Consider the following 24,622-nt stretch of genomic DNA (forward strand, 5'->3'; position numbering starts at 1 on the left):
TTGAAATATGCTATGGAAAGAAAAAGAATATTGACTGCCCTTGCTGCAGTGCTGGTAACCACATTGGTTATTTCATGTAAAGATTTTATTGAGCCTTCGCTGGAAAAACGCAAGGTTGTATTGCTGGCCCCGGCCAACCAGTCGGAATCCGGTAAATACCAGGTCGGTTTTTGGTGGGAACCTGTTGAAGATGCCTTGTATTACCGCTTCCAGGTGGTAAGTCCGGATTTTGCTGCTGCCAGCACCTTGATTGCCGATACCTTGCTCAACGGACTGAACAAACTTAATTTAACGCTCGATCCGGGAAAGTACGAGTGGCGGGTAAGGGCCGAAAATGGCAGCAGCTACACGGCCTATAGCAGTGCGGCCTTTACCATTCACGAGTCTTCTATTGAAGAACAGAAGGTGATCCTCAGCTCGCCCGGCAGCAATTACCTGTCTAACCAGGAGGCGGTTCAGCTAAAATGGAATGTCCTGTTTGGTGCAGAGCTGTACCGTTTGCAGATTGATGCCGATAACTTCGGAGATGAAGCGAAGATGATTTACAATGGTACTTTGACCGGGCTGTCTTACGGTTTTACTTTCCCTAAAGAAGGAGCTTTCAAATGGCGGGTAAGGGCCGAAAATGCTACCATTCAATCTAAATGGTCAGACGTTTTTAACCTCAGCTACGACATTACGCCGCCTGCCAAAGTAAGCATTGTGGCACCCGGTAATGGGGTTTCTGTAAGCAAGCCTGTGAGTTTGCAATGGACGGCCGTTGCAACAGCTAAAAAATATAAGCTGTATGTGTTTAAGAACGACAAGACCGTGTACAGCACTGCATTCCCGGCACTGGTTAACGGTACCAGTTATTCCTTTAACCTGGGAGAGCCGGGCGAGAAAGTATACTGGCGCGTTTCGGCACTTGATGAAGCCGGTAACGAAGGCCCGCTGAGTGAGGAGATGAACTTTACCCTGCAGTAACATGAAGAATAAAAAAGCCTTGTTATATGTATTGGGTTTCCTGGTGGTGTGCATCTGGGGCATCATCATTATGCGCGTATATGCCGCAGTTGGGGATGAAGCAGGGGGCGCTGTAGTGATGACAAAGCAGGGCGATACGGTAAAAACCCATATCCCGGTGCTGCAGCCGGATACCTTTCAGCTGCTGCTGAACTATGGCGATCCATTTGATGCTGTAGCAGTTAAGGAAGCCCCGGTTGTTGCTGCTGCCGGTAATTTGCCTGTAGTAAAACCTATGGCAAGCCCGCAGGTGGTACAGCCCGTTACTGCAAAATACCTGGGCTTCATCTGGAACGCAGAGAACAAAAAGAAGATTGCCATTATGAACCAGGATGGTAAGGAAGTGATGGTGCAGGAGGGGGAAACGATAGGCCAGCTGCAATTGCTGGGCATTGCCAGCGATTCTGTTAAAGTTAAATATAAAGGTAAAACGAGTTTTATAAGGATAAACAAATGAGGAAGCTACATAGAATTTTGACTATTGGGATGTTGATGTTTTCGGCCTGTAAGCCGCAGGAACTAAACCTGCTTGCCAACCTGGGACGCAAGGTGAGGGTAAGCAATGCCGACGGTTTTGCCTATGCCAGTCTGGACAGGACAGGCGACCAGATCTTTAAATCGGATAAAAAGCAGTATGCCTGGTATGGCAAAGGGCAGATCAGCTATACCCAGGGCGATTATTCGGGGCGGCTGCTGCATGGGCCATACGAAAGTTTTTATGCTACAAATAAGCAATTGAAAGAAAAAGGCCGCTATGAATTTGGTTTAAAAGACGGGAAGTGGATGCTATGGGCAGCAGATGGGCAATTGCTGGAAACCCAGCAATGGTACCGTGGATTAAAAAACGGAAAAACGGTACTGTATGACAATTTGGGCTATGCAAAACAAAAGTTAAAATACAGGAACGGTGTGGTGGTAGAAAAGAAGAAACACGAGAAAAGCCTGATTGCCCGTATTAAACAATTCTTTAAAAAGAAGAAAAAATGATAAAAGCCTCTGCTTTATACATTTCATTGATCATTTCGATGTTGATTGTGCTGATCTGCGGATCGGTATTGTCTGTAGGCTATATCTATCGTATGGAGAATAAAAAGCAGGAACGCAGGGACAGGCTGGAAGCCAACCTGGCATCGGGTATGGCCATAGTGCTGGAGGAAAGTTTTAAACCAGACACTTTGCTGCAAACAAGCCTGTATGGGGCAGAGGCAGACTCGGTATTGCTGGACAAACGGGCCTGGGGCGTTTTTGAGCTGGGCCTTGTAAAGGCCTGGGAAGTAACGGATACCCTGCAAAAGGCATTCCTGATTGGCGCGGTAATGAAGGATACGCTAAAAGTGCTGGAGCTGTCAGACGAGGACCGGCCTTTGTCTATCAGCGGTAAATCGCTGATTAAAGGTACGGCATTTTTGCCCAAGTCTGGCATTAAGGCCGCCTATGTAGAGAACGCCACTTATACCGATAAAACCCTGGTTTATGGTAGCATAAAAGACAGCGGCAGGGAACTGCCCGAACCGGATGCAGCAATTTTGAAGCAGGCCAGAAGTTTGATTGAAGAAATGACGGGCGACGATAAGGTCACCGGGTCGTTAGATAAAGACAGTACGCAGCATTCCTTTTTTAAGCCGGTAAGGAAGATCCATTTGGGGGTGGAAAATGCAGACCTTTCGGGCTTTACTGTTAAGGGGAACGTCATGATTTCCTGCGATACCACGCTGATACTGGATGCTGCATCCAAGCTGGACAAAGTGATCCTGATTGCTCCGCATGTACGCATAGCTGAAGGCTTTAAGGGGAATATCCAGGTGATTGCTACTGATTCCATTACCATAGGCAACAAGGTGCAGCTGGACTATCCCTCGGCTTTGCTGGTATTGAAAAACGATACGGCCAAATTCCAGGTCAGGATAGACATTGGCAAAGATTGCAGCATTGCAGGGCAGGTGCTGGCCTATGAGAAAACACGGAGCCTGCTCATGCCCATGGTAGTGATTGGTGAGGGTACCCAGATAAAAGGTGAGGTGTATGTAAAGGGCTACCTGAACCTGGGAAAGAAATCGGGCGTACAGGGCTCGGTTTCGTTAATCCGCTTTATGGCCAGAACGGCTTCTTCCTTGTATGAAAACTACCTGATTGATGTGCAATTGAACAGGCCCGCACTTTCTAGGTATTACCTGAGTTCGAAATTATTGAATAAAGAAACGCTTCAAAATAAAGTATTATGCTGGCTTTGGTAGTTCAAAAAAAGGTAAAGGCTTCTTCTATCATAGAAACCATTGTGGCGGTGCTGATCCTGCTGCTGAGTTTTGCAGCTGGAATTGCAATGTACAACCAGGTGGTGCTGAGCACGTATTCGGGTTTAAAGTTACGGGCAAAGCTGGAGCAGGGATTTGTGGCCGACAGCCTGGTTTGCAGCGGCAAATTTGAAGATGGTGCTGTAGACAGGCAGGATCTGCGTTTTGAGGTTTCGTATAAAGCACATGACAGCTATCCGGCTTTGCTGGTGATGCATGTGGAGGGCTACGACTTGGCGGGCAACAAACTATCGGACCTGTTGAAAATGGTAAGGAGGCCGGATGAAAAGGATTAAGGCCTTTACGCTTTTTGAGCTGGTGCTGGGTATGCTGCTGGCGGCCATAGTGATTGGTATGGCTTATTATGCCAGCAGTATTTTTATGCGGATTTACGACAGCTACAGTAAGGGCAGCTACGCGCAATCGGAACTGGTGCTGTTTAAAAAAGTGGTATCGAAAGATGTGGAACGGGCCGCCAGGCTGGATGTTAGGAATGATGAGCTATTGCTGAAAGACCCGCAAGGCGAAACGGTATTGAGTTATACTTTCGCATCGGAATATGCACTGCGCAGAGGTGCAGCAGTAGATACTTTTAAGCTAGACAACTTACAGGTAAGGTCAAGTTTTGAAGGAAATGTGCAGGAATCCGGCCTAACGGATTTGCTGGTTTTCAGTTTTCGCTATGCGGGTGAACCTGCGGTGTTTACAGTCCGCAAACAGTATTCGGCAAAGGATTTATTTGAGTTAAAAAGATAAGCAATGGCAACGGTAGACATTTCGGGATATCAGCAAAAAAAAGTTAAAAAAGAGACGAAGCAGCAGGCGGTTAAAGGTTCCTTCTCCTGGACTGAACTGCTGTCTAAAGACATCAGTTTTGGTTCAGGCAAACTTTCTGACAAGAAAAAGGACAGCTTCTTTTTTGAGCTGAGCACCTTGCTGCAGTCGGGTATAGATTTGAAGAACAGCCTGGACCTGATGACCCTGGAGAGCGTGAAGGAAAAACACGTAGGGATCATTAAAGAGATAAAAGATAAAGTAATTGCAGGCCAGTCGATGGCGCTGGCAGTGCAGAGTTCGGGTAAGTTTTCCGACTACGATTTCTTCAGCATCCAGATTGGGGAAGAGACCGGCAACCTGGCCGAGGTAATGAAAGACCTTGCCGTGTTTTACCGCCGGAAGATTGCGCAGCAGCGCAAGATTGTTGGTGCCTTGACTTATCCGCTCATCGTACTGAGCACTTCGGCCGGGGCGGTGTTTTTTATGCTGCGCTTTGTTGTGCCCATGTTTAGCGATGTATTTAAGCGTTTTGGCGGCAAACTGCCCTGGATTACCCAGGTGGTGATCTCTTTTTCGCATTTTGTGGAGCAGTTTTTTATTCCCGGCTTTTTGCTGCTGGCGGGGCTGGTATACCTGATATACCGGAACAGGAACCGTACTGCTTTCAGAAAATTTACTTCCGAACTGATACTGAAGATCCCGGTGCTGGGCGAGCTGGTAAAGAAGATTTACCTGGCCAGGTTTTGTAATACCATGCGCCTGCTGGTGAGTACCAGGATCCCCCTGCTGCGGGCCATTGCCATGTCGGGCCAGACGATAGTTTTTTACCCTTTGGAAGTTTCGTTAAAAAAGGTGGAGCAGGGAATTATGGAAGGCCGCGCCCTTCATGAGTGCCTGCGCGATTTTAGTATTTATCCGCCAAAGCTGGTGCAGCTCATTAAGGTTGGTGAAGAGATCAATAAGTTGGATTACTTTTTTGAAAGCATTGCAGGGCAGTATGTAGATGAGATCGAGCACCAGACCAACACGCTGAGCAAACTGATAGAACCGCTGATCATCATCTTTTTAGGATTGGTTGTAGGCTTTATCCTGGTGGCGATGTACCTGCCAATGTTTGAAATGAGTAATAGTTTTTAGGGAAGGAATTGCTCTTTTTATTGCTTCGTCATACCTTTCTTATGTTTCTGCCCTGCTCTTCCGGTGCCCAGCCTGTGCCCGGCCTGTTGGGCCGTACTTTCTCTATAGTTGGGTCGTATTTACTTTATGGTTGCTTCGGTTGGAGGTGTACCAACACTGTAGTTGATCTGAAGATGATATGTAGCAACAGGCCTGGCATAGGCTTTGCACAGGCCAGGCATAGCTTTGCCACTAAAAGAGATAAGGGTGCCTGGTAATTCCAAGCACCCTTATCTGTCAGTTCCGACTTTAACAAACCGTCGATTAAGCCAGTTTCTTATATTTAATCCGGTGCGGTGTTACATCACCCAGCCTTTTCTTGCGGTTTTCTTCGTAATCGCTGTAGTTTCCTTCAAAGAAGTAAACCTGCGATTCGCCTTCAAAGGCAAGGATATGCGTACAGATGCGGTCAAGGAACCAGCGGTCGTGACTGATCACTACGGCGCAGCCGCCAAAGTTCTCCAATGCCTCTTCCAATGCACGCAAAGTGTTTACGTCGATATCGTTGGTAGGCTCATCCAGCAGCAGCACGTTGGCACCCTTTTTCAAGGTGATAGCCAGGTGTACCCGGTTGCGCTCCCCACCAGAAAGGATACCTACTTTTTTCTGCTGATCGCCTCCGTTAAAATTGAATTTGGATACATAAGCTCTTCCGTTTACAGCCTTATTGCCCAGTTGGATGTTGTCCAAGCCGTCGGTAATGTTCTCGTAAACAGTTTTGTCGGGGTTCAGGTCGTTGTGCATCTGGTCTACATAACCCAGCGCAACGGTCTCACCAACGCGGAAAGTACCCGTATCAGCAGTTTCCTGGCCGGTAATTAAGCGGAACAGGGTGGTTTTACCTGCACCATTTGGCCCGATAATACCTACTATACCTGCAGGAGGTAAAGAGAAACTCAGGTTTTCGAACAACAGTTTATCGCCATAGGCTTTGGTTACATTATTGGCTTCAATTACCACATTACCCAGGCGTGGGCCTGCAGGAATAAACAGCTCTAGTTTATCTTCCCTTTCCTTAGTATCCTCGGAAGCAAGTTTATCGTAATTAGACAAGCGGGCTTTAGACTTGGCATGACGGGCTTTAGGGGCCATACGCACCCACTCCAGCTCGCGCTCCAGCGTTTTCTGACGTTTGCTCTCTGTCTTTTCTTCCTGTGCCAGGCGCTTGGCCTTCTGGTCTAACCATGAAGAATAATTGCCTTTCCATGGAATACCTTCGCCACGGTCGAGCTCCAGGATCCATCCGGCTACGTTATCCAGGAAGTACCTGTCGTGCGTAACGGCAATAACAGTTCCTTTATAGTTCTGTAAAAATTGCTCCAGCCAGTCGATGCTCTCTGCATCAAGGTGGTTGGTAGGCTCATCCAGCAGCAATACATCTGGTTCCTGCAACAGCAAGCGGCACATGGCCACACGGCGGCGCTCACCTCCGGATAGTACCGATATTTTGGTTTCCGGATCAGGACAGCGCAGGGCATCCATGGCACGTTCCAGTTTGCTGTCCAGCTCCCAGGCATTAACTGCATCGATCTTATCCTGCAGCTCACCCTGGCGGGCCATTAATTTATCCATTTTATCCGGATCGGAGTAATTTTCCTCCAGTCCGAACGCTTCATTCACTGCTTCGTATTCTTTAAGGATAGCGGTAATTTCGGCTACGCCTTCTTCTACCACCTCTTTTACGGTTTTATTTTCATCAAGCTCCGGTTCCTGGGCCAGGTAGCCTACACTGTAGCCCGGTGAGAAAACTACTTCTCCCTGGAAGGATTTGTCAAGACCGGCTATAATTTTTAAAAGAGAGGATTTACCCGATCCGTTTAAACCGATAACGCCAATTTTGGCGCCATAGAAAAAGGACAGGTAAATGTTTTTTAAAACTTGTTTTTGAGGTGGGTAAATCTTATTTACCCCAGCCATTGAGAATATGATCTTTTCGTCCATGAGGGCAAAGATAAGAAAGCTAATCTGAATACAATTTGTATCTTGGGCTTAAGTTTTTTTTAAAATCATCTACTACCAGGGGCATACCTAGCTGTTATTAACTATTACATTACGTAAACAATTAATGAATAAGAAAGAAGCGCAGGAGTTGTTAGATAAATATGCTGCAAATTTATGTACACCCGAAGAAAAAGCCATAGTAGAGCGTTGGTATGCAAAAGAATCGGCAGCACAGCCTGAGCCTATTGTAAATGATCTGGACCAGACCAAAGCAGAGATTTGGACAGGGCTGCAGGAGCCCGGACTTGCTGCCGAAGAAAGAAAACCCCGGTTTAAATTGTGGATTGCTGCTGCTTCACTGCTGTTTATGCTGATGGGTGCCGGGTTTTATTTTTATACGCTGCGTCCTGAACCCTCATTTATTGCTGCAGGGCAAACAGGGGCAGATCAGCTGCCGGGGAGGAATGAGGCCATATTGGTTCTGGCCGATGGCTCCAGAATTATTTTAGGCCAGGCGGCCAAAGGTACACTGGCTACAGAGGGCAATACCCTGATCAGCAAGGTAGATGAAGGGCAGCTGAACTACAAAGCTTCGGTAAAGGATAGTAAAACCAGCAATGCCATTCCGAAATACAATACCATCAGCACGCCAAAAGGCGGACAGTACCGGGTGGTGCTTCCAGACGGGACGATAGTTTGGCTGAATGCGGCCTCATCCATACGGTTTCCCACAAGTTTCGATGCTGCTCAAAGAAATGTGGAGTTGACCGGGGAAGCATATTTTGAGGTTGCGGTAAACAGGGCCAAACCCTTTAACGTAGCCGCCGGAAAGACAAATGTCCGTGTATTGGGTACGCATTTTAATGTGATGGCTTACCCCGATGAGGCCAGCGTAAATACCACGTTGCTGGAAGGGAGTGTAAAGGTTTCAACCGATAAGACCGAAGGTATTTTGAGACCCGGGGAACAGGCCCAGGCGCTTAACGGCAAAATAGCAATAAAGATGGTGGACCCGGAAGAGGCCGTAGCCTGGAAAAAAGGCTATTTCTATTTTAAAGATGCAGACATCAGGACAGTGATGCGACAGGTTTCGAGGTGGTACGATGTGGAGGTGGAATATCAGGGAAATGTTCAGAAAATGGCCTTCTCTGGCAAAATGTACCGGAATGTTGACATATTGAAAATGCTGGAGGCATTGAGTTATTTCAATGTGGATTACAAACTTGTGGATACCAGGAAAGAAAAAGGCAAAAATACCATTGTGATCAAATAAATAACCGGGGCTATGAAACTAATCGTTTTGCTGATAACCATAGCTCTTGTTCAGATAGGCATTGAGGCCCATGCCCAGGTTACGCTGGATAAAAAGGACATCAGGCTGGCCCAGGTTTTTCAGGTGATAGAAAAGCAGACCGGCTACGTGTTCCTGTATACAGATCAGGAGCTTCCGGAAATCAGGATTGATATAAAGGTTAAAGACCTGAGTATTGCCGAGGCGCTACAGCTTTGTTTTAAAGATCTGCCCTATACCTTTAAAATTGTGGAACACAATATTCTGGTAAGGAAAGAAAAACAGGCTGCGGGGCTTGCTGCCGCAAAACAGCAGAATTTGTCATTAAGGGTGGAAGGGACGGTAAGCGATAACAAAGGACTGGCCCTGTCGGGAGCTACCATCCGTATTGAAAATACCAATATAGGGACCATTGCCGGCCCTGCCGGTGAGTATAGCCTGAGGGTTCCAGACGCAAAGGCTGTGCTGGTGTTTTCTTTTGTGGGCTTTACCGCCAGAAAACTGAGCATAAACGGACGCACACAGCTAAATGTAACGTTGGCAGAGGATGCAGCGGCTATAGACGAGCTCCAGGTAGTGGGCTACGGAATTCAGAAAAAGGCAAGTGTGGTGGGCGCCATTTCCAATATCAACCTGCGCGAGCTGAGAAGGGCAGCGCCCTCTAATCTGAGCAATGCGCTTGGGGGAAGTATGCCCGGATTGATTACCCGGATGGGTGATGGGGCTATAGGCGGAGTGCAAAACCGCTATTCAAACGGGAGTCTGGATGATGCGCAGATCTATATCCGTGGTAAATCTACCCTGAATGCCCAGGCTGCGCTAGTGTTGATTGACGGGGTGGAGGGATCGCTTTCGCGGATGAACCCGGAAGACATTGAGCAGTTTACCGTTTTGAAAGATGCCTCTGCTACAGCGATATACGGTGTGAGAGGAGGTAATGGGGTAATTCTGATTACCACCAGGAGGGGTGAGCCGGGCAAACCTAAGTTGAGTGCGAGCAGTCAGTTCAGGCGGATGCAGCCATTGGATTTCCCGAAGTTTCTGGGCGCATATGATTATGCAAGCTTGTACAACGAGGCGCTGAGGAATGCTGATTTGCCTGAACTGTATACGGCTGAAGATCTGGAACTGTACCGTAACGGTAAAGACCCTTTAGGGCATTCAGATATCAACTGGGCCGATGTGTTGATGAAAGACCATTTTATGGAACAGCAGCATGTGGCCAGCATATCGGGGGGTACGGCAAGGGTAAGGTATTACATCAGCGGAGAATACAACCAATCGGGTGGCATTTTTGTGGGCAGCAAAACAAACAATACAGACTACAATTACCGGCGTTATAACCTGCGTTCGAACCTGGATTTTACAATTACCAAAAGTACGGAACTAGGTGTCAAATTAAATGGGCGGCTGAACGATCTGAATACACCCATTAAGGCCGAAAGCAGCGGACAGCGGATAAACGGGGTAGCCTGGGGCGATATTGTAGCCAGAAAGCCCATTGAAGGGCAGCTTTACAATCCCGATGGGTCTTACAGCGCCGGACTCGGGGCCATCCCCACCTGGAACACACTGGCAGATTTGTATGACGGGGGCTTCATCAGGCGGCTTTCCAACTCCATAGAATCGAATTTTACCTTAAACCAGAAACTTGATTTTCTTACCCCTGGGTTGTGGTTCAGGGCTTTATATGGCTTAAGTTACAGTAATGGCTCCACCAAGCAGCTGAACCGGAGCCCGGGCATTTTTAGCTACAATCCCCTTAATGGGGTTTATACCCTGGAAAAGCCGGCAATATTGCCCTGGTACAGCATTGTAAGTGGCCAATTTCAGGATTTTGGCCGTACCCAGCAGATTGAAATGGCCCTGAATTACGATAAGGTCATTGCAGCCAACCACCACCTTAGTGCCATGGGTGTTTTTACACAATCGACCAATGAGCTGCAGGCCGCATTGCCCCGTTATTTCCAGGGAATAGCGGGGCGTGTTACTTACGCCTATAAAAATAAATACCTGGCCGAAGGGAACCTGGGCTACAATGGCTCAGATGCGTTTAATAAAGCCCGACGTTACGCCCTGTTCCCGGCGGGAGCATTGGGATGGGTGCTTTCGGAAGAGCATTTCCTGAAAAGAAACCTTAAATTCATCAGTTTTATGAAGTTGAGGGCTTCCTATGGAGAGGTTGGCAACGACCGGCTGAATGGCGGTCTGCAGTACTTTTACCAATATAATTTTACGGCCCCTTTGCCAATTCCCGGCTCAGACAATACGGTGAATGGATACTATAACCTGGGAATGGGTGCGGGCTCGCAACAGATTGGTTTGGTGGAAGGCACGTTGGGAAACGACCAGGTAACCTGGGAAACGGCGCGGAAAACCAATCTGGGGCTGGATCTGAAATTATTTAACAGCCGTTTGAGTTTTACGGGCGATGTATTTTATGAAAAGCGGAACGATATCCTTACCCAGCGGGCGGATTTTCCAATGTATACCGGGCTGACTACTTCCCGGCTCCCTGCGCTGAATATTGGCAAGGTAGACAATAAAGGGATAGAGTTTTCATTAGGCTACGCTGACCAGGTAGGGGGGCTTGTCTACAACATCGGGGGAAATTATACTTTTGTGCGCAATAAGATTGTTTACCGGGGTGAGGCAAGCCAGAAATATGCATGGCAGTATGCTACCGGCCACCCGATTGGTACGGAAAGTTTGTACACCTGGACGGGCAGGTTTTACAGTGAAGAAGATCTGCTGAACCCCGATGTGCCCAAACCGGTAGGGGTAACCAGGGCGGGGGAGCTGATGTTTGCCGACCTGAACGGAGATAAGCTGATCAATAGCGACGACATGGCATACCAGGGTTATACCGAGACACCCGAAATAACTTATGGAATGAATATGGGGCTGGACTATAAGGGCCTGTACCTGTCTGCCAGCTGGTATGGCGCATCGAATGTAGCCTACAGGCCTTCGGGAGCCATACGGTACGAATTTGCAAACAATGTACAGCCTTACCAGATGGCCGAACGCTGGGTTTACGATCCGGAGCGCGGCCTGGATACGCGGGCGAGTGCAAAATACCCCTTGCTGATGGTGGGTGCTGCACCTCAAACGCGCCAGGCTTCTACTTTTCATAAGCTGAACGCAGCTTACCTGAGGTTAAGGGCAATAGAGCTGGGCTATAATTTTCCGAAGCCCCTGCTACAAAAGCTCAGGGTAACGGCATTGCGTGTATTTTTAAGCGGCTCCAACCTGCTTACTTTTTCGGGCATGAAAAAATACCACATAGATCCGGAGTATATCGGTTCCAATAATCCGGATGCGCCGGGTACCAATGGGGCATTAACAGGGGTATACTCTCCGCAAAATAAATTCTATGCGCTGGGGCTGAATATTGTCTTCTGATCTTTTATAGATTTATAGCTTCGGTGACGTAAACAATTGTTGTATATTAAATATTTCTGTAGTATATTCGTAACAACAGAACCTCATGCTGGCCTACAAATCATATACTGATCGGGAACTGCTGGATTGCTTAAAATCAGGAGACCGTGCCGCTTTCGCTGAAATCTACGAACGGTATTGGAAGACTATGTATTTTCATGCATTAAAAATGCTGGGGGATGAGGACGATGCCAAAGACCTGGTGCAGGAACTTTTTGCTTCGGTATGGGCCAGGGCAGCCAGTATTCCTTTTAACAACAACCTTTCCGGTTACCTGTACATCACCGCCAGGAACAAGATCATTAACCTGATACAGCAAAGGAAAGTGCGCCGGGATTATTTAAGCGGATTAGCCGCCTTTGCCGAGGAGGCCAGTAACGGCACCATAGAGCGGATAGATGAAAAAGAGCTGCTGCTGATCGTTGAAAAAGAAATTCAGGCCCTTCCCTATAAAATGCGCCAGGTGTTTGAACTGAGCCGCAAACAATACCTTTCCCATAAGGAAATTGCAGACGAACTGGATATTTCCGATAAAACGGTAAAGAAGCAGATTGGTTATGCCATAAGGATGATCAAGCTGAAACTGGATGTGCTGACCAGGGTTGTGCTCCTCTTTATTTTCTTTCAATAATAAAATTCTGAAGTGCCGGTCTACTACCAGGCGCAAGGCTAACTGTTTTATTATTAATAAGTCAGTAAAACCTGCGGGTTAGCGCTGATCTGGATTTTGGTTTGCCGGACAGCATGCGGTGTGGCTAAAATTCAGGTACAATGCGGCCGCAGGTCTTACTGCCAAACAAACTAAACAGAAATAACCACCACGATGAAAAAGCAAAACCTAACCCCCTGTACTTTGATGTACACAATGATTTTTTTAGTTTTTTCGCTCTTATCTCTATCCTGTACAAAAAGTAAGGCGCCTGTTGCCGATGATCCTGAAAGTGTGCAGCGGAAGCAAAGCAGTACCGAAGCCTTAGTGGCTGCAGCCCAGGACCTGCCCGGTGGTAAAGCCCGTTTTTCAGCGGTAGTGGGCAATATGGACCTTTCCGGAGAAACCGTTGTGAGAATTTGCAACTGGACATTTAATCCTGGTGCCGGAACTGTGGCTGCCACTTATTGGGATTGGAATACGGCAGATGAAAAGGGCAAAACATTGTTTAATGCACATACCTGCACTTTTGAGGGCATCAGCAAGACCGCCAATCCCTATACGCCTGCAGGCTGGATGCTACCCGCGGGCCAGTATTTTGGCCGGACAGGTGTATATACTTACAATGCCACTACAGGTATACTTTCCATTGCCTGGGATGCACCCTGGGCAGGGGTAACCGAAAGCTGGAATGTAAGCAATCCTGATGCCTTTAGTGCAAAAGTATCGCTCAGAAGTTCCAATTACGGCCTTACCCATGGCAGGGGCTACGGCAGCAATGCCTCATGGAGTACCTTTAAAACAATTGCACAAGTGCCCCGTGTGCTTTATCGTGGTTTTAGGATCGCTGTTTGGTCTAAAAATGGGACCACTATCTATATAGACACGATAGGGGCCGGTGCATGGAAGGCTGATAAATTAAATCTGTCTCCTTTTACCGCGTCTGCCAATGGCAATACCCTGCATGCGCTGTTGCCCAGCTCTGATGATGTATGCAATGATGGCTGTACAACCAGCAGGAACGGCATCATATATCATCTTGCCAGTAACAACAACGGCCGAAGTATGGTTTACAACCATTTTTGTGCCTGCCTGCCTACTAACGATGAGTTTCCTACCTACAACCGTAATTTACATCCTTATGCTTTTCAGCAGATTATTGATGATAACGGCAATATGAGGGGTTTTGTAGGAATTGAACAGCAGGATGAGCCCGGGTCGGCTGGTTATCAATACCAGCTTAAGGAATATTTTCAATAACAACAAAGGCATCTTAACCAGCTTTTTAACCTAAACATAAATAACCACCACGATGAAAAAGCAAAACATTAACCTCCGCGCCTGGGCGTATATGACGATTTTATTCGTTGCCCAGTTTTCGTTTCCATCCTGCAGCAAAGACCAGGCTGCAGAAGATACCCTTGAAAGTAAGGATAGCAGCCGGCATCTGGCTTCGGTAGGTACAGTTGCTGCTGCCCAGCCCCTGCCACAGGGCAAAAAGAATTTTTCGGTAACCCTGGGCAATATGGATACTACGCCCTGGGTAAGACTGGGTAACTGGACATTTAATGAAACCAATGGCACTGTGGCCGCAACCTTTTGGTCCTGGTCTTATAATGATAAGCACGATGTTCAGGTGCTGGGCACACATACCTGCACTTTTGATGGGGTAACCAAAACAGTAAACAATTATACGCCTTATGGATGGATGGTTCCGGCCGGAATTTACGCCAACTGGGCCGGTGATTATACCTATGATACCGCAACGGGAAGGCTGGTGATCAGCTGGACATCCGGTGCGGGGGCAGGCCATTCGGAAAGCTGGGATGTAAGTCTTCCTGAGCCCGGACTGGCCAGGGTTAAGTTTGTGCCGACCTCTTCCAGCTATAATGTAACCCATGGTCGAGGCTACGGGAGCAATGCGGCATGGAGTACCTTTAAGACCATAAGTGATGTGCCCACACTGGCTGTTACCAGTACAACCGGTAGGAGGGTAATGGTTTCCTACAATGACGGGCCTCCGGCAGTTACTACCATTACGCCTGCAACCGCAAATGCATGGAGTGGTGCGGCCTGGGGGCTGACAGATTTTACGACGCCCTCCAATCCAAATCCGAAAAATACAAAGCATGCCTGGAAGCCAAGTACGGCCTGTACCGGGGCCTGTGCCACAGCACGGGAAGGTATCATTTACCATATGTCGAGCAATAACAATGGCCGGCAGATGGCCTGGATAAATTTCTGCGCTTGTTTGTCGCAGAATGGAACAACTGCAAACCATTGGCCTGGATATAACGGCAATATGCATCCCTCGGCCTTGATGCAGATCATTGATGACAATGGTGACATGCGTGGCGTGGTGGGCATGGAGTCGCAAAATCCACCTGCTACAGGACCGCAAAGCGGCGGCTATCCAAGGTTTCAAATACAATTGTTTGACTTTACAACTATTCCGGGATCTTAATCAAACGTCATTTATATGATAAAAAAAAATACACAACTCAGCATTGCAGCTGCAGGTCTCCTGCTGTTCTCCTGTTATCAGGCCCAGGCGCAGGAAAAGAAGGCCGATAGCCTGGACAAGCCCGTGCCATTATTGTACGGCAGTCAGCACAAGAAATACATTACGGGCGCAGTTTCCGAATTAAAAGGTGCCGATGTAAGCAACGTGCCAGGTACCAACAGGTTAAATTCATTTTCCGGACGCACAACTGGTTTTTTTGTAAGCCAGCTTGATGGCTTGCCGGGCACCGAAGAAAATGCCTACCAGATCAGGGGCTTTCACTCTTTTAACGGGACCGGCAGGCCCTTGATACTGATCAATGGCAGGATGGATGATGTGAGCATGCTTGAGCCAAATGATATTGAAAGTGTAACTGTTTTAAAGGATGCGGCGGCGGCGGTTTTATCGGGATTGAATTCTTCCAATGGTGTGCTGCTCATCACCACCAGGCGCGGGCAGCCCGGAAAGATCAGGGTAAGCTACAATGTAGAATCTTCTTTTCAGCAGCCTACACGGGCGCCCAAATTTCTGGATGCCTACAATTACGCAGTGCTGTACAATGAGGCCCAGCTGAACGATAATCCGGCGGCTACACCAAAATACAACGCTGCTGCATTGGAGGGCTTCCGCAGTGGTAGCGATCCTTTTCTGTATCCGGACGTAGACTGGACCGGAACGCTGCTGAAAAAATTCTCGCTGCAAACCAGGAACAACCTGAACATTACGGGGGGAACGGAGCAGGCCAAATACTACTTTTCGGCCAGCTATTTAAATGACAATGGCATTTTTAATACGGATAAAAATATCAATACCTATAACACCAACTCCAACCTGAACGTATTGAATGTAAGGGCAAACATAGATCTGGACATCACAAAAAACCTGAGCCTGTTTACAGATGTGAGGTCAAAAAGGGAAAAAAGAAATGCGCCGGGCGCCTATAGCGAAAGTTATGATGAAACGATTTTTGGTGCTTTATACAGCACCCCTGCCAACGCCTATCCCTTAAAAAATGCGGATGGATCGCTGGGGGGTAACCTGACGTATACCAATAACCCTTATGGTATGCTCAATTACAGTGGCTATTCCAATTACATCATTACGTCTTTGTCTACTTTCTCTGAACTGACTTACGATTTCAACAGTTTGCTGAAAGGCTTAAAGTTGAGGGCCAACCTGGGTTTTACCAGCTATGCCGAACTTCAGTTTAGCCGGAGTAAAACCTTTGCGGTATACTCCTTAAATGCCGGGAGCAGTCCGGCTACCTACACCAGGCTTGGAACGGATGGAACACAGGGAACGGGGTCTGGAGGCTATACGGCCAGGCAGCGGATTTTTGACCATTCGGCTGCGCTCGACTATGATGCTGTTTTTGGCGGGCACAGTATTGCTGCAATGCTGATGTATGAAAGGCAGCAGCTGGACAATGGAAATTCGACAGAGCTGACCAGAAATTTCCAGGGGCCTAAAGGCAGGATTTCCTATCGCTTTAAAAATAGGTACCTGCTGGAACTGGTGGCCGCGCTGCAGGGAAGTGAACAATACCCTAAGGGCAACCGCTATGGATTTTTTCCTGCGGTATCGGCCGGGTGGATCCTTTCAGATGAGGCTTTCATGAAGGACAGCTTCATCAGCTTTTTAAAGATCAGGGGTTCCTACGGCCGGACAGGTTCACTGGCAAACGGTGTATATTTCGACTACCTCAATGCCTATGCTCAGGGTGCAGCCGGAGTTGGGGGTGCAGCCTTTGGTACCGTGCCTGCCAATACACAGGGCGTATACCAGAGCCAAATCGGCAATCCGTTCATTACCTGGGAAAAAAGCCTCAAATCAAATGCCGGGCTGGATTTTAGCCTGTTTAACGGCAGGCTTAATGCTTCAGTCGATTATTTCAATGAGAAAACAGATGACATCCTGGTCTCTAACGCCATCAGTGCGATGTATGGGGCGCCAATTGTTGCCCCTATAGGTACTTTTAGTAACAAAGGGTTTGAAATCGGGGCCGGGTGGGCAGATAAAGCGGGTGAACTTCAATATTCCATAACCGCCACCTATTCATCCGCAAAAAATAAGGTCACAGAAAAAGCGGAGCAGTTCAGGAATTATTCCTGGATGTACGAGACCGGCAACCCGAGAGGGACAAGGATGGGCTATGTTTTTGATCGTTTTTTTACAGAAAATGACAACTTCACCACTTTGCCCAACCAATCGTCTTTAGGTACACAACGCCCCGGAGATTTGAAGTACAAAGACTTAAACGGCGATAATGTGATAGACAACAATGACATCACAGCCATAGGCTATGCCAAAATTCCTGAAGTGGTTTATGGGGCCAATCTGGGTTTGAAATATAAATGGCTGGACCTGAATGTTTTTTTTCAGGGGACGGCCAGGGGTACCACTTATAATTCTGGTGCGACCTATAACGAGTTTACCAATAGTGGGAGGGGCAATGTATTGGAGCACCACCTGCAGCGCTGGACTCCTGGTTCAGGGCAATCGGCCGCTTATCCGCGCCTGACCTTAAGCAATACCAACAACTTTGTACAGAACTCTTACTGGTTGAGGGACAATTCTTTTTTAAGGCTCAAGTATGTTGAACTGGGCTATATGCTGCCTGCAGGGCTGGTGAATAAGATAGGCATATCAACCGCACGCCTCTTTGTAAATGGCAACAATGTGTTTTTGTGGGATAAGGTAAAGCAGAAGGATCCGGAGGCCCAGGATAATGGCCTAAGTTATCCGCTTCAGCGCTCTTTTAGTGTAGGGCTTAATGTTAAATTTTAATGGCGACGGAGATGAAAAAGACAATATTTTATAGGATATGCCTTGCAATGGTACTGACGGTTCAATCCTGTTCTGAAGAGAACATCAATGCCGTACCGGCTAATTTTCCGCAGGCAAGTTCAATTTATGGCAATAAGGTAACGGTATTACAGTTTATCAATAACCTGTATACTTTTGTGCCCCGGGGCTATAACCGTATGGATGTAAGCCCTGGCAGTAACGACGAGATCAGCGGTGCTGCCGGCGCTACACCTGGTGTGCCTACTGCAGGTGCACTTACAGCGATGGTGGCATCTGCCACTGATGAAGCGGTACATGCCACGCGCAATTCGGCGGCCGAGCGCTGGGGCGCGGGGCAATGGAATTCTTCGGCTGCAAATTTATGGGATAGTCCGTACCGGACCATGTACGCCGGCATTAGGCGTACCTTTAATTATACAGAAGATATAGGGCCTAACCTGATTGTTGGAGATGGTGCCAATGAGCTGAAGGCTGCTGAGCGCGATCAGTATCACGGGCAGGTTATATTTTTAAGGGCACTGTTCAATTTTGAACTATTGAAGCGTTTTGGGGGATACCCCATAGTGAAGAAACAGCTGAGTGCCGGCGATGACATGAACATCCCTAAGAGTTCGTATGCAGACTGTGTAAAGTATATAACTGAGCTCTGTGACGAAGCTGCACCTTTACTGCCCCTGGTATATCCGACTTCAACGTCGGACTTTGGCCGGGCAACACGTGGCGCTGCACTGGCCCTGAAAGCACGTTTACTGCTGTATGCCGCCAGTCCGCTAAACAACACTGCCGGCGATGTAACGAAATGGGAAGCCGCGGCCCAGGCTGCAGCTGCAGTAATTAACCTTAAAAATGGAGCGGCCAATGTGTACAGCTTATATCCGGCAGGCACGTCTGGCGCTGGTTACGAAGCTTTTTTTACCACAATTGCAGGGAACAACGAAATCATTTTCTCGAAAATGGAACCGGCAAACAGCAATATTGAACGTTTGAACGGACTGCCCAGCATAAGCGGCGGGCTGGGAGGTACCTCCCCCACACTGGACCTGGTGAATGATTATGAAATGATTACCGGGCTGCCGTTTGACTGGAACAATCCTACGCATGCGGCAAACCCTTTTGCCAACAGAGACCCGCGTTTTGGCAAAAGTATTCTTTTTAATGGTGCTACCTGGATGAACAGCGGCACATCGGCCCTGGTAGAGACATTTGAAGGCGGGAAAGATAAGGTGGGCAGCAACCCAACCCGTACCGGTTTTTACCTGCGGAAATTCCTGAATGTAAATGCACGCTGGGTTGCACCTACAGGCAATACGAATCATTGTTTTCCTTTGTTCCGGTATGCTGAGGTGTTGCTGAATTATGCAGAGGCCATGAATGAAGCTTATGGTCCGGACAATGCAGCTACGTATGGGCTAACGGCAAGGCAGGCCATTGCGCTGATCCGCACCCGTGCAGGTTTAACGGGTAACCTTACGGTACCGCTGGCCACTACACAGGCCCTAATGCGGACAGCCATCCGCCACGAAAGGCGTATTGAGCTGGCTTTTGAAGAACACCGCCATATGGACCTGAGAAGGTGGAAAATAGCAGAGTCGGTGCTCAATCAGCCCGTATCGGGCCTGAAGATCCTGAAAACGGGCGCTACTACATACAGCTATACGCCGGAGGTGGTAGAACCGAGGGTGTTTACGGCCAAAATGTATTATTATCCCTTCCCTCAGGAGGAACTTAGCAGGAACCCGGGATTGGTGCAAAACACGGGTTGGTAAATCTAAACAAAGGAATTATGAAGAAATTATTTATATTATTGATGTTCAGCATCATTTTTTTGGATGCCATGGCGCAGCAGCTGAGCGTTAAGGGTAAGGTTACGGATAGCCAGGGGGCCGGACTACCCGGAATAAATGTTACCGTTGAAGGAACCAGGCTGGGAACAACATCAGATGGTTCAGGGCAGTATACCATTAACGTGCCCAATGCCAATGCGGTGCTGGTCTTTTCTTCGGTGGGCTACACGCCCAAAAAAGTACAACTTAACGGCCGCTCTGTAATCAATGTAAGTCTTGCCGATGATGCAAAGTCGATGGATGAGGTGGTGGTTGTAGGCTATGGTACGCAAAAGAAAGCGAGTGTGGTTGGGGCAATTTCCAATGTCAATGTAAAGGAACTGCGTAGGGCCGCGCCTTCCAACCTGAGCAATGCTTTAGGAGGGAGTGTACCCGGACTGATCACCCGGATGGGGGATGGTGCCGTAGGTGGGGTACAAAACAGGTACTCCAACGGCGGCATTGATGACGCACAGATCTTTATCCGTGGAAAGTCTACGCTGAATGCCCAGGGCGCTTTGGTATTGATTGATGGGGTGGAAGGTTCCCTTTCGAGGATCAATCCGGAGGATATTGAACAGTTTACCATTTTAAAAGACGCTTCTGCTACAGCAATATATGGGGTAAGGGGGGCCAATGGGGTTATCCTGATCACGACCAGAAAAGGAGAGGCCGGTAAGCCAAGAGTAAGCGTAACCAGCCAGTTCAGGAGAATGCAGCCAATGGACTTTCCGAAGTTTCTGGGTTCTTACGATTATGCTACGCTTTACAATGAAGCACTGAAAAATGCAAATCTTGCTACCTTATATACGGCTGAAGACCTGGAGCTTTACCGTAACGGAAAGGACCCTATCGGGCATTCGGATGTAAACTGGGCCGATGTGTTAAAGAACGATCATTTTATGGAGCAGCAGCATGTGGCCAATATTTCTGGTGGAACGGAACGGATAAGGTATTATGTTGGCGGGGAATATAACCAGTCGGGCGGCATTTTTGTAGGCCGTAAGGAAAACAATACCGACTATAACTACCGACGCTATAACCTCCGGTCGAATCTGGATTTTTCCATTACCAAGAGTACGGAACTTAGCGTGAAGCTGAACGGAAGGCTGAATGACCTGAACACACCTATTAAAGCTGAGAGCAGCGGGCAACGGGTGAACGGTGTGGCCTGGTACGACATCGTAACAAGAAGGCCCAATGAGGGGCAGCTGTATAACCCGGATGGTTCTTATGCTGCAGGTGCGGGTGCAATTTCTGGCTGGAATGCGCTGTCTGATCTGTATGACGGTGGCTTTATCAGGCGCTTATCCAATACCATAGAGTCGAATTTTACTTTAAACCAGAAACTGGATTTCATTACCCCAGGTCTATGGTTTCGTGCTTTATATGGGATGACTTTTGGCAATGGGTCAACCAGGCAGCTGAACCGAAACCCCGCTATATTTAGTTATGCGCCTTCAACGGGCATTTATACACTTGAAAGGGCAGAAGTATTGCCCTGGTATAGTGCGGTAGGCGGGCAATTTCAGGATTTTGGACGGACGCAGCAGGTAGAGGCAGCACTGAATTATGATAAAACGATTGCCGATGCCCACCACCTGACCGCGATGGCAGTTTTGACACAGTCGACAAACGAGGCGCAGGCCGCCCTGCCCCGTTATTTTCAGGGCGTGGCAGGCCGTATGACTTATGCCTATAAAGATAAATACCTTGCCGAGGCCAATCTTGGCTACAATGGATCTGATGCTTTTAAGAAAGGCCGCCGCTATGCTTTTTTTCCGGCAGGTGCACTGGGCTGGGTACTTTCGGAAGAAAGCTTTATGAAAAAGAACCTGAAGTTTATTAATTTCATGAAATTGAGGGCTTCCTATGGTGAAGTAGGGAACGACAGGCTGAGCGGCGGTTTGCTCTACTTTTACCAGTACAATTTTGCAGCCCCATCAGCCCCTGCAACAGACAATACGCTCAATGGTTATTACAACCTGGGAACGGGTGCAGGTACCCCGCAAATTGGTTTGGTAGAAGGGACGCTGGGGAACGATCTGGTAACCTGGGAAACGGCACGAAAACTTGATTTTGGCCTGGAAATAAAGCTGTTTAACAACCGCCTGAGTTTTACTGGGGATGTGTTTTATGAGAAAAGGAACGACATCCTTGCCCAGCGGGCCGACTTTCCAATCTATACAGGGTTAACTACGGCCAAACTTCCGGCGCTGAATATTGGTAAGGTAGACAATAAAGGCCTGGAATTATCACTAAATTACGCCGACCGGATAGGAGGTTTGGGCTATAACATTGGGGGCAATTATACCTTTGTGAGGAACAAAGTGATTTTCAAAGGTGAAGCCAAGCAGAAATACGACTGGCAATATGCGACGGGACATCCCATTGGAACGGAAAGTCTGTATACCTGGACAGGTAAATTTTACACTGAGGAGGACCTGCTGAACCCTGAGGTGGCCAAACCTTCGGGTGTGCGTGCGGGGGAACTCATGTTTGCCGATCTGAACGGCGATAAGGTAATCAACAGTGACGATATGGCTTACCAGGGTTTTACAGAAACGCCTGAAATAACCTTTGGCTTTACACTGGGTGCAGATTATAAGGGCTTTTACCTTTCAACCAACTGGTATGGGGCCTCAAATGTTGCTTATCGGCCATCAGGCGCCATCCGGTATGAATTTGCAAATAATGTTCAGCCTTTTCAGATGGAGGACCGCTGGGTATATGATCCGGAACGTGGGCTGGATACCCGTGCAACGGCCAAGTATCCGGTGCTGATGATTGGGGGGGCTCCGCAGACCAGGCTGGCTTCTACCTTTCATAAACTGAATGCAGCATATCTGAGGCTGAGGGCCGTTGAGCTGGGCTATGATTTCCCTAAAACCATTATCCAAAAACTCCGGGTATCGGCGCTGAGGCTTTTTGTAAGCGGTTCTAATTTGCTTACCTTCTCGGGAATGAAAAAGTATCATATTGATCCGGAATACATTGGTTCGAGCAATCCGGATGCCCCAGGGACAAACGGCGCATCAACAGGAGTGTACTCCCCACAAAATAAATTCTATGCTTTCGGGCTTAACATTACTTTTTAGGTATCAGAATGAAGATTATGAGAAAGATATTTTTAGTTGTGACTTTGGTAATGACCGCATGTTTATCCTGCACTAAAGACGGGGCCGACTTGCTGGACCCAACTGCCAGCAGAGGAATAAGTGATGTGTTTGGCAATGCCACCAACAGCGATAAGTTTTTAATGGACATTTACAGGCAGATACTCCCTGTGCTGCCAAGAACAGATTTTGCCGGCTCGCGCTGGAGGCACAATTACCTGCTCGATGTGGGGACGGAAAATGGTTCCAGTAATATTCAGGGAAACCTGCCCGTACGTGATTACAATGCAGGTTCGCTGACGCCAAGTAGTACCGGGCTGTTTTCTTACAGTGATTGGAGGGACGGTTATGTGGCCATCCGTGCCTGTTACCTTTTTCTGGCGCATATTGACGAGGTGCCGCTAGACCCTCAGTTTAACTATGATGAGACCACCCGAAAAATCCGTAAGGCGGAAGCAAAATGGCTTCTGGCATTTAACTATGCCGAACTGGCCAAAGAATTTGGAGGATTGCCATTGGTGAAAAAGGTAGTAGACCCCCTGGATGATGTTGCTGTGGCGCGAAGCTCTTTTGACGAAACGATAAGCTATGTTGTACAGTTATGTGATGAGGCCGCGGTGGATCTGCCACCTGTTTATACCGACAATGAATTGGGAAGGGCTACCAGGGGCGCAGCCCTGGCATTGAAGGCAAGAATGCTGCTGTATGCAGCAAGTCCACTTTGGAATGACAGCAGCAGTCCGGCCGATTCTCCTTTTGGTGGAAAGTATGATGCCGGAAAATGGCTTAAAGCTGCCCAGGCTGCCCAGGCCGTAATGAATTTAAATGCTTATCAGTTGCACCAGGATATTGCCACATTGTTTAATACACGCACCAATTCTGAAATCATATATGCCCGTATGCAGGAGCCGATGGCTTATTTCAGTGCTACCAATGTGCCTTACCGTTTGTATAATGGTACCGGGGCCTATGCATTAGGTGGCGCTAACCAGGTAACCTATAACATGGTCAAGGAATATGAGGTGCTGAAAAATGGCGTGGCTTATTCTGTTGATGATCCGGCTTCGGGGCATAATTTACAGGATCCCTATAAAAACAGGGACCCGCGGTTTTACCGTGATTGTATTTACAACGGCGCACAGATACTGGGCAAAGCGGCTGAATTTGGTGATGTAGCCGCCGGAGTGGCAAAAACGCCCGCCCATAATATGCTGCCCAGCATCTACAATACCTATGTATTTAACGTGAAGTTTTGCGATCTTACCCTGAACGTAACCTGGAACGCGCGCAGCCCTTCGGCCGGTACCCGTACCAATCAGAATTATCCTTACCTGCGGTATGCGGAGGTATTGCTGAATTACGCTGAGGCCATGAATGAAGTTTACGGACCTGAAGGGACCGGGCCGGGTTTAACGCGGACTGCACTGGATGCGCTGAACGAAGTACGCACCAGGGCAAAATACCCTGCTGGTAAGCCCGAGTATATGGGACTGAGTGGCGGAATGCCCCCCGTTGCTTCGGGGCTTGGCAAAGATGAGTTCCGCCGGAAACTAAGGCACGAACGCAGGGTGGAGTTCTGTTTTGAGGAACACTGGTTCTGGGACTTGCGCCGCTGGAAGCTGACACCCGATCTTGACATCAAGGCACAGATTCCTGTATGGGTTTCACCAACCACGGTACAGTACCAGATCAAGACGATAGACAACAGGTACTTCGATCCTAAGATGTACCGGATGCCAATACCACAGGTAGAGATACAGGCAAATCCCAAATTGGTTCAAAATCCAGATTGGTAAAT

General features: G+C 48.1%; 17 protein-coding genes. 16 read left to right on the top strand and 1 reads right to left on the bottom strand.

Annotation, left to right across the window (positions count from 1 at the left end; translation table 11 throughout):
* Positions 1 to 12 precede the first annotated feature (12 nt).
* Genes B9A91_RS23625 through B9A91_RS23655 form a run of 7 tightly spaced genes read left to right on the top strand, consistent with a single transcriptional unit; the run spans position 13 to position 5,210 of the window.
* A complete protein-coding gene (locus B9A91_RS23625; protein ID WP_084241540.1) occupies positions 13 to 966 on the top strand; it encodes a fibronectin type III domain-containing protein in 954 nt (317 codons plus the stop codon).
* 1 nt (position 967) lies between these two features.
* The gene (locus B9A91_RS23630) at positions 968 to 1,462 is read left to right on the top strand and encodes a hypothetical protein (RefSeq protein ID WP_084241541.1); all 495 of its coding nucleotides are present in this window, start codon (positions 968 to 970) and stop codon (positions 1,460 to 1,462) included.
* Positions 1,459 to 1,992, top strand: a complete 534-nt coding sequence (locus B9A91_RS23635; RefSeq protein WP_144009042.1) for a toxin-antitoxin system YwqK family antitoxin — start codon at positions 1,459 to 1,461, stop codon at positions 1,990 to 1,992. Before B9A91_RS23630 ends, B9A91_RS23635 begins: the two co-directional genes overlap by 4 nt.
* Positions 1,989 to 3,239 carry a hypothetical protein gene (locus tag B9A91_RS23640; RefSeq protein ID WP_084241543.1) on the top strand — a complete coding sequence of 417 codons (1,251 nt, stop codon included), beginning with the start codon at positions 1,989 to 1,991 and terminating at the stop codon, positions 3,237 to 3,239. The genes B9A91_RS23635 and B9A91_RS23640 overlap by 4 nt, the downstream gene beginning before the upstream one ends.
* Positions 3,224 to 3,592: a hypothetical protein gene (locus B9A91_RS23645; RefSeq protein ID WP_084241544.1), complete on the top strand. Its 369-nt coding sequence runs from the start codon at positions 3,224 to 3,226 to the stop codon at positions 3,590 to 3,592. The genes B9A91_RS23640 and B9A91_RS23645 overlap by 16 nt, the downstream gene beginning before the upstream one ends.
* Positions 3,579 to 4,052 (top strand): prepilin-type N-terminal cleavage/methylation domain-containing protein, encoded by a 474-nt coding sequence (locus B9A91_RS23650; protein ID WP_084241545.1) that lies wholly within the window; start codon positions 3,579 to 3,581, stop codon positions 4,050 to 4,052. Before B9A91_RS23645 ends, B9A91_RS23650 begins: the two co-directional genes overlap by 14 nt.
* A gap of 3 nt (positions 4,053 to 4,055) precedes the next feature.
* On the top strand, positions 4,056 to 5,210 hold the full coding sequence (locus B9A91_RS23655; RefSeq protein WP_084241546.1) for a type II secretion system F family protein: 1,155 nt from the start codon (positions 4,056 to 4,058) through the stop codon (positions 5,208 to 5,210).
* Between the two features lie 303 nt (positions 5,211 to 5,513).
* On the opposite strand, the gene ettA is transcribed toward B9A91_RS23655, so the two are convergent.
* Entirely contained in the window at positions 5,514 to 7,190 is a 1,677-nt protein-coding gene (gene ettA / locus B9A91_RS23665) for an energy-dependent translational throttle protein EttA (protein WP_084241548.1), read from the bottom strand.
* 124 nt (positions 7,191 to 7,314) lie between these two features.
* Here ettA and B9A91_RS23670 point away from each other — a divergent pair, with 124 nt between their 5' ends.
* From B9A91_RS23670 to B9A91_RS23710, 9 genes are all read left to right on the top strand, one after another.
* On the top strand, positions 7,315 to 8,463 hold the full coding sequence (locus B9A91_RS23670; protein WP_084241549.1) for a FecR family protein: 1,149 nt from the start codon (positions 7,315 to 7,317) through the stop codon (positions 8,461 to 8,463).
* A 12-nt stretch (positions 8,464 to 8,475) separates the two neighbouring features.
* Positions 8,476 to 11,886, top strand: a complete 3,411-nt coding sequence (locus B9A91_RS23675; RefSeq protein WP_084241550.1) for a SusC/RagA family TonB-linked outer membrane protein — start codon at positions 8,476 to 8,478, stop codon at positions 11,884 to 11,886.
* Positions 11,887 to 11,971: 85 nt separating this feature from the next.
* Entirely contained in the window at positions 11,972 to 12,556 is a 585-nt protein-coding gene (locus tag B9A91_RS23680; protein ID WP_084241551.1) for an RNA polymerase sigma factor, read from the top strand.
* Between the two features lie 234 nt (positions 12,557 to 12,790).
* Positions 12,791 to 13,834: a hypothetical protein gene (locus B9A91_RS23685; RefSeq protein ID WP_084241552.1), complete on the top strand. Its 1,044-nt coding sequence runs from the start codon at positions 12,791 to 12,793 to the stop codon at positions 13,832 to 13,834.
* Positions 13,835 to 13,886: 52 nt separating this feature from the next.
* Positions 13,887 to 15,038 carry a hypothetical protein gene (locus B9A91_RS23690; RefSeq protein WP_084241553.1) on the top strand — a complete coding sequence of 384 codons (1,152 nt, stop codon included), beginning with the start codon at positions 13,887 to 13,889 and terminating at the stop codon, positions 15,036 to 15,038.
* Positions 15,039 to 15,053: 15 nt separating this feature from the next.
* Complete coding sequence (locus tag B9A91_RS23695) at positions 15,054 to 17,864, top strand: SusC/RagA family TonB-linked outer membrane protein (protein ID WP_084241554.1); 2,811 nt, start codon at positions 15,054 to 15,056, stop codon at positions 17,862 to 17,864.
* Positions 17,865 to 17,875: 11 nt separating this feature from the next.
* Positions 17,876 to 19,651 carry a RagB/SusD family nutrient uptake outer membrane protein gene (locus B9A91_RS23700; RefSeq protein ID WP_159451774.1) on the top strand — a complete coding sequence of 592 codons (1,776 nt, stop codon included), beginning with the start codon at positions 17,876 to 17,878 and terminating at the stop codon, positions 19,649 to 19,651.
* Between the two features lie 17 nt (positions 19,652 to 19,668).
* Positions 19,669 to 22,806, top strand: coding sequence for a SusC/RagA family TonB-linked outer membrane protein (locus B9A91_RS23705; RefSeq protein ID WP_084241586.1), 3,138 nt, complete (start codon positions 19,669 to 19,671; stop codon positions 22,804 to 22,806).
* Positions 22,807 to 22,823: 17 nt separating this feature from the next.
* Entirely contained in the window at positions 22,824 to 24,620 is a 1,797-nt protein-coding gene (locus B9A91_RS23710; RefSeq protein ID WP_159451775.1) for a RagB/SusD family nutrient uptake outer membrane protein, read from the top strand.
* Positions 24,621 to 24,622 lie beyond the last annotated feature (2 nt).

The organism is Pedobacter africanus (assembly GCF_900176535.1).
Classification (GTDB): Bacteria; Bacteroidota; Bacteroidia; order Sphingobacteriales; family Sphingobacteriaceae; genus Pedobacter; species Pedobacter africanus.

Coding starts and splice junctions, on each gene's coding strand:
- B9A91_RS23625 (WP_084241540.1), top strand. CDS start 13: ATGGAAAGAAAAAGAATATTGACTGCCCTTGCTGCAGTGCTGGTAACC.
- B9A91_RS23630 (WP_084241541.1), top strand. CDS start 968: ATGAAGAATAAAAAAGCCTTGTTATATGTATTGGGTTTCCTGGTGGTG.
- B9A91_RS23635 (WP_144009042.1), top strand. CDS start 1,459: ATGAGGAAGCTACATAGAATTTTGACTATTGGGATGTTGATGTTTTCG.
- B9A91_RS23640 (WP_084241543.1), top strand. CDS start 1,989: ATGATAAAAGCCTCTGCTTTATACATTTCATTGATCATTTCGATGTTG.
- B9A91_RS23645 (WP_084241544.1), top strand. CDS start 3,224: ATGCTGGCTTTGGTAGTTCAAAAAAAGGTAAAGGCTTCTTCTATCATA.
- B9A91_RS23650 (WP_084241545.1), top strand. CDS start 3,579: ATGAAAAGGATTAAGGCCTTTACGCTTTTTGAGCTGGTGCTGGGTATG.
- B9A91_RS23655 (WP_084241546.1), top strand. CDS start 4,056: ATGGCAACGGTAGACATTTCGGGATATCAGCAAAAAAAAGTTAAAAAA.
- ettA (WP_084241548.1), bottom strand. CDS start 7,190: ATGGACGAAAAGATCATATTCTCAATGGCTGGGGTAAATAAGATTTAC.
- B9A91_RS23670 (WP_084241549.1), top strand. CDS start 7,315: ATGAATAAGAAAGAAGCGCAGGAGTTGTTAGATAAATATGCTGCAAAT.
- B9A91_RS23675 (WP_084241550.1), top strand. CDS start 8,476: ATGAAACTAATCGTTTTGCTGATAACCATAGCTCTTGTTCAGATAGGC.
- B9A91_RS23680 (WP_084241551.1), top strand. CDS start 11,972: ATGCTGGCCTACAAATCATATACTGATCGGGAACTGCTGGATTGCTTA.
- B9A91_RS23685 (WP_084241552.1), top strand. CDS start 12,791: ATGATTTTTTTAGTTTTTTCGCTCTTATCTCTATCCTGTACAAAAAGT.
- B9A91_RS23690 (WP_084241553.1), top strand. CDS start 13,887: ATGAAAAAGCAAAACATTAACCTCCGCGCCTGGGCGTATATGACGATT.
- B9A91_RS23695 (WP_084241554.1), top strand. CDS start 15,054: ATGATAAAAAAAAATACACAACTCAGCATTGCAGCTGCAGGTCTCCTG.
- B9A91_RS23700 (WP_159451774.1), top strand. CDS start 17,876: ATGAAAAAGACAATATTTTATAGGATATGCCTTGCAATGGTACTGACG.
- B9A91_RS23705 (WP_084241586.1), top strand. CDS start 19,669: ATGAAGAAATTATTTATATTATTGATGTTCAGCATCATTTTTTTGGAT.
- B9A91_RS23710 (WP_159451775.1), top strand. CDS start 22,824: ATGAGAAAGATATTTTTAGTTGTGACTTTGGTAATGACCGCATGTTTA.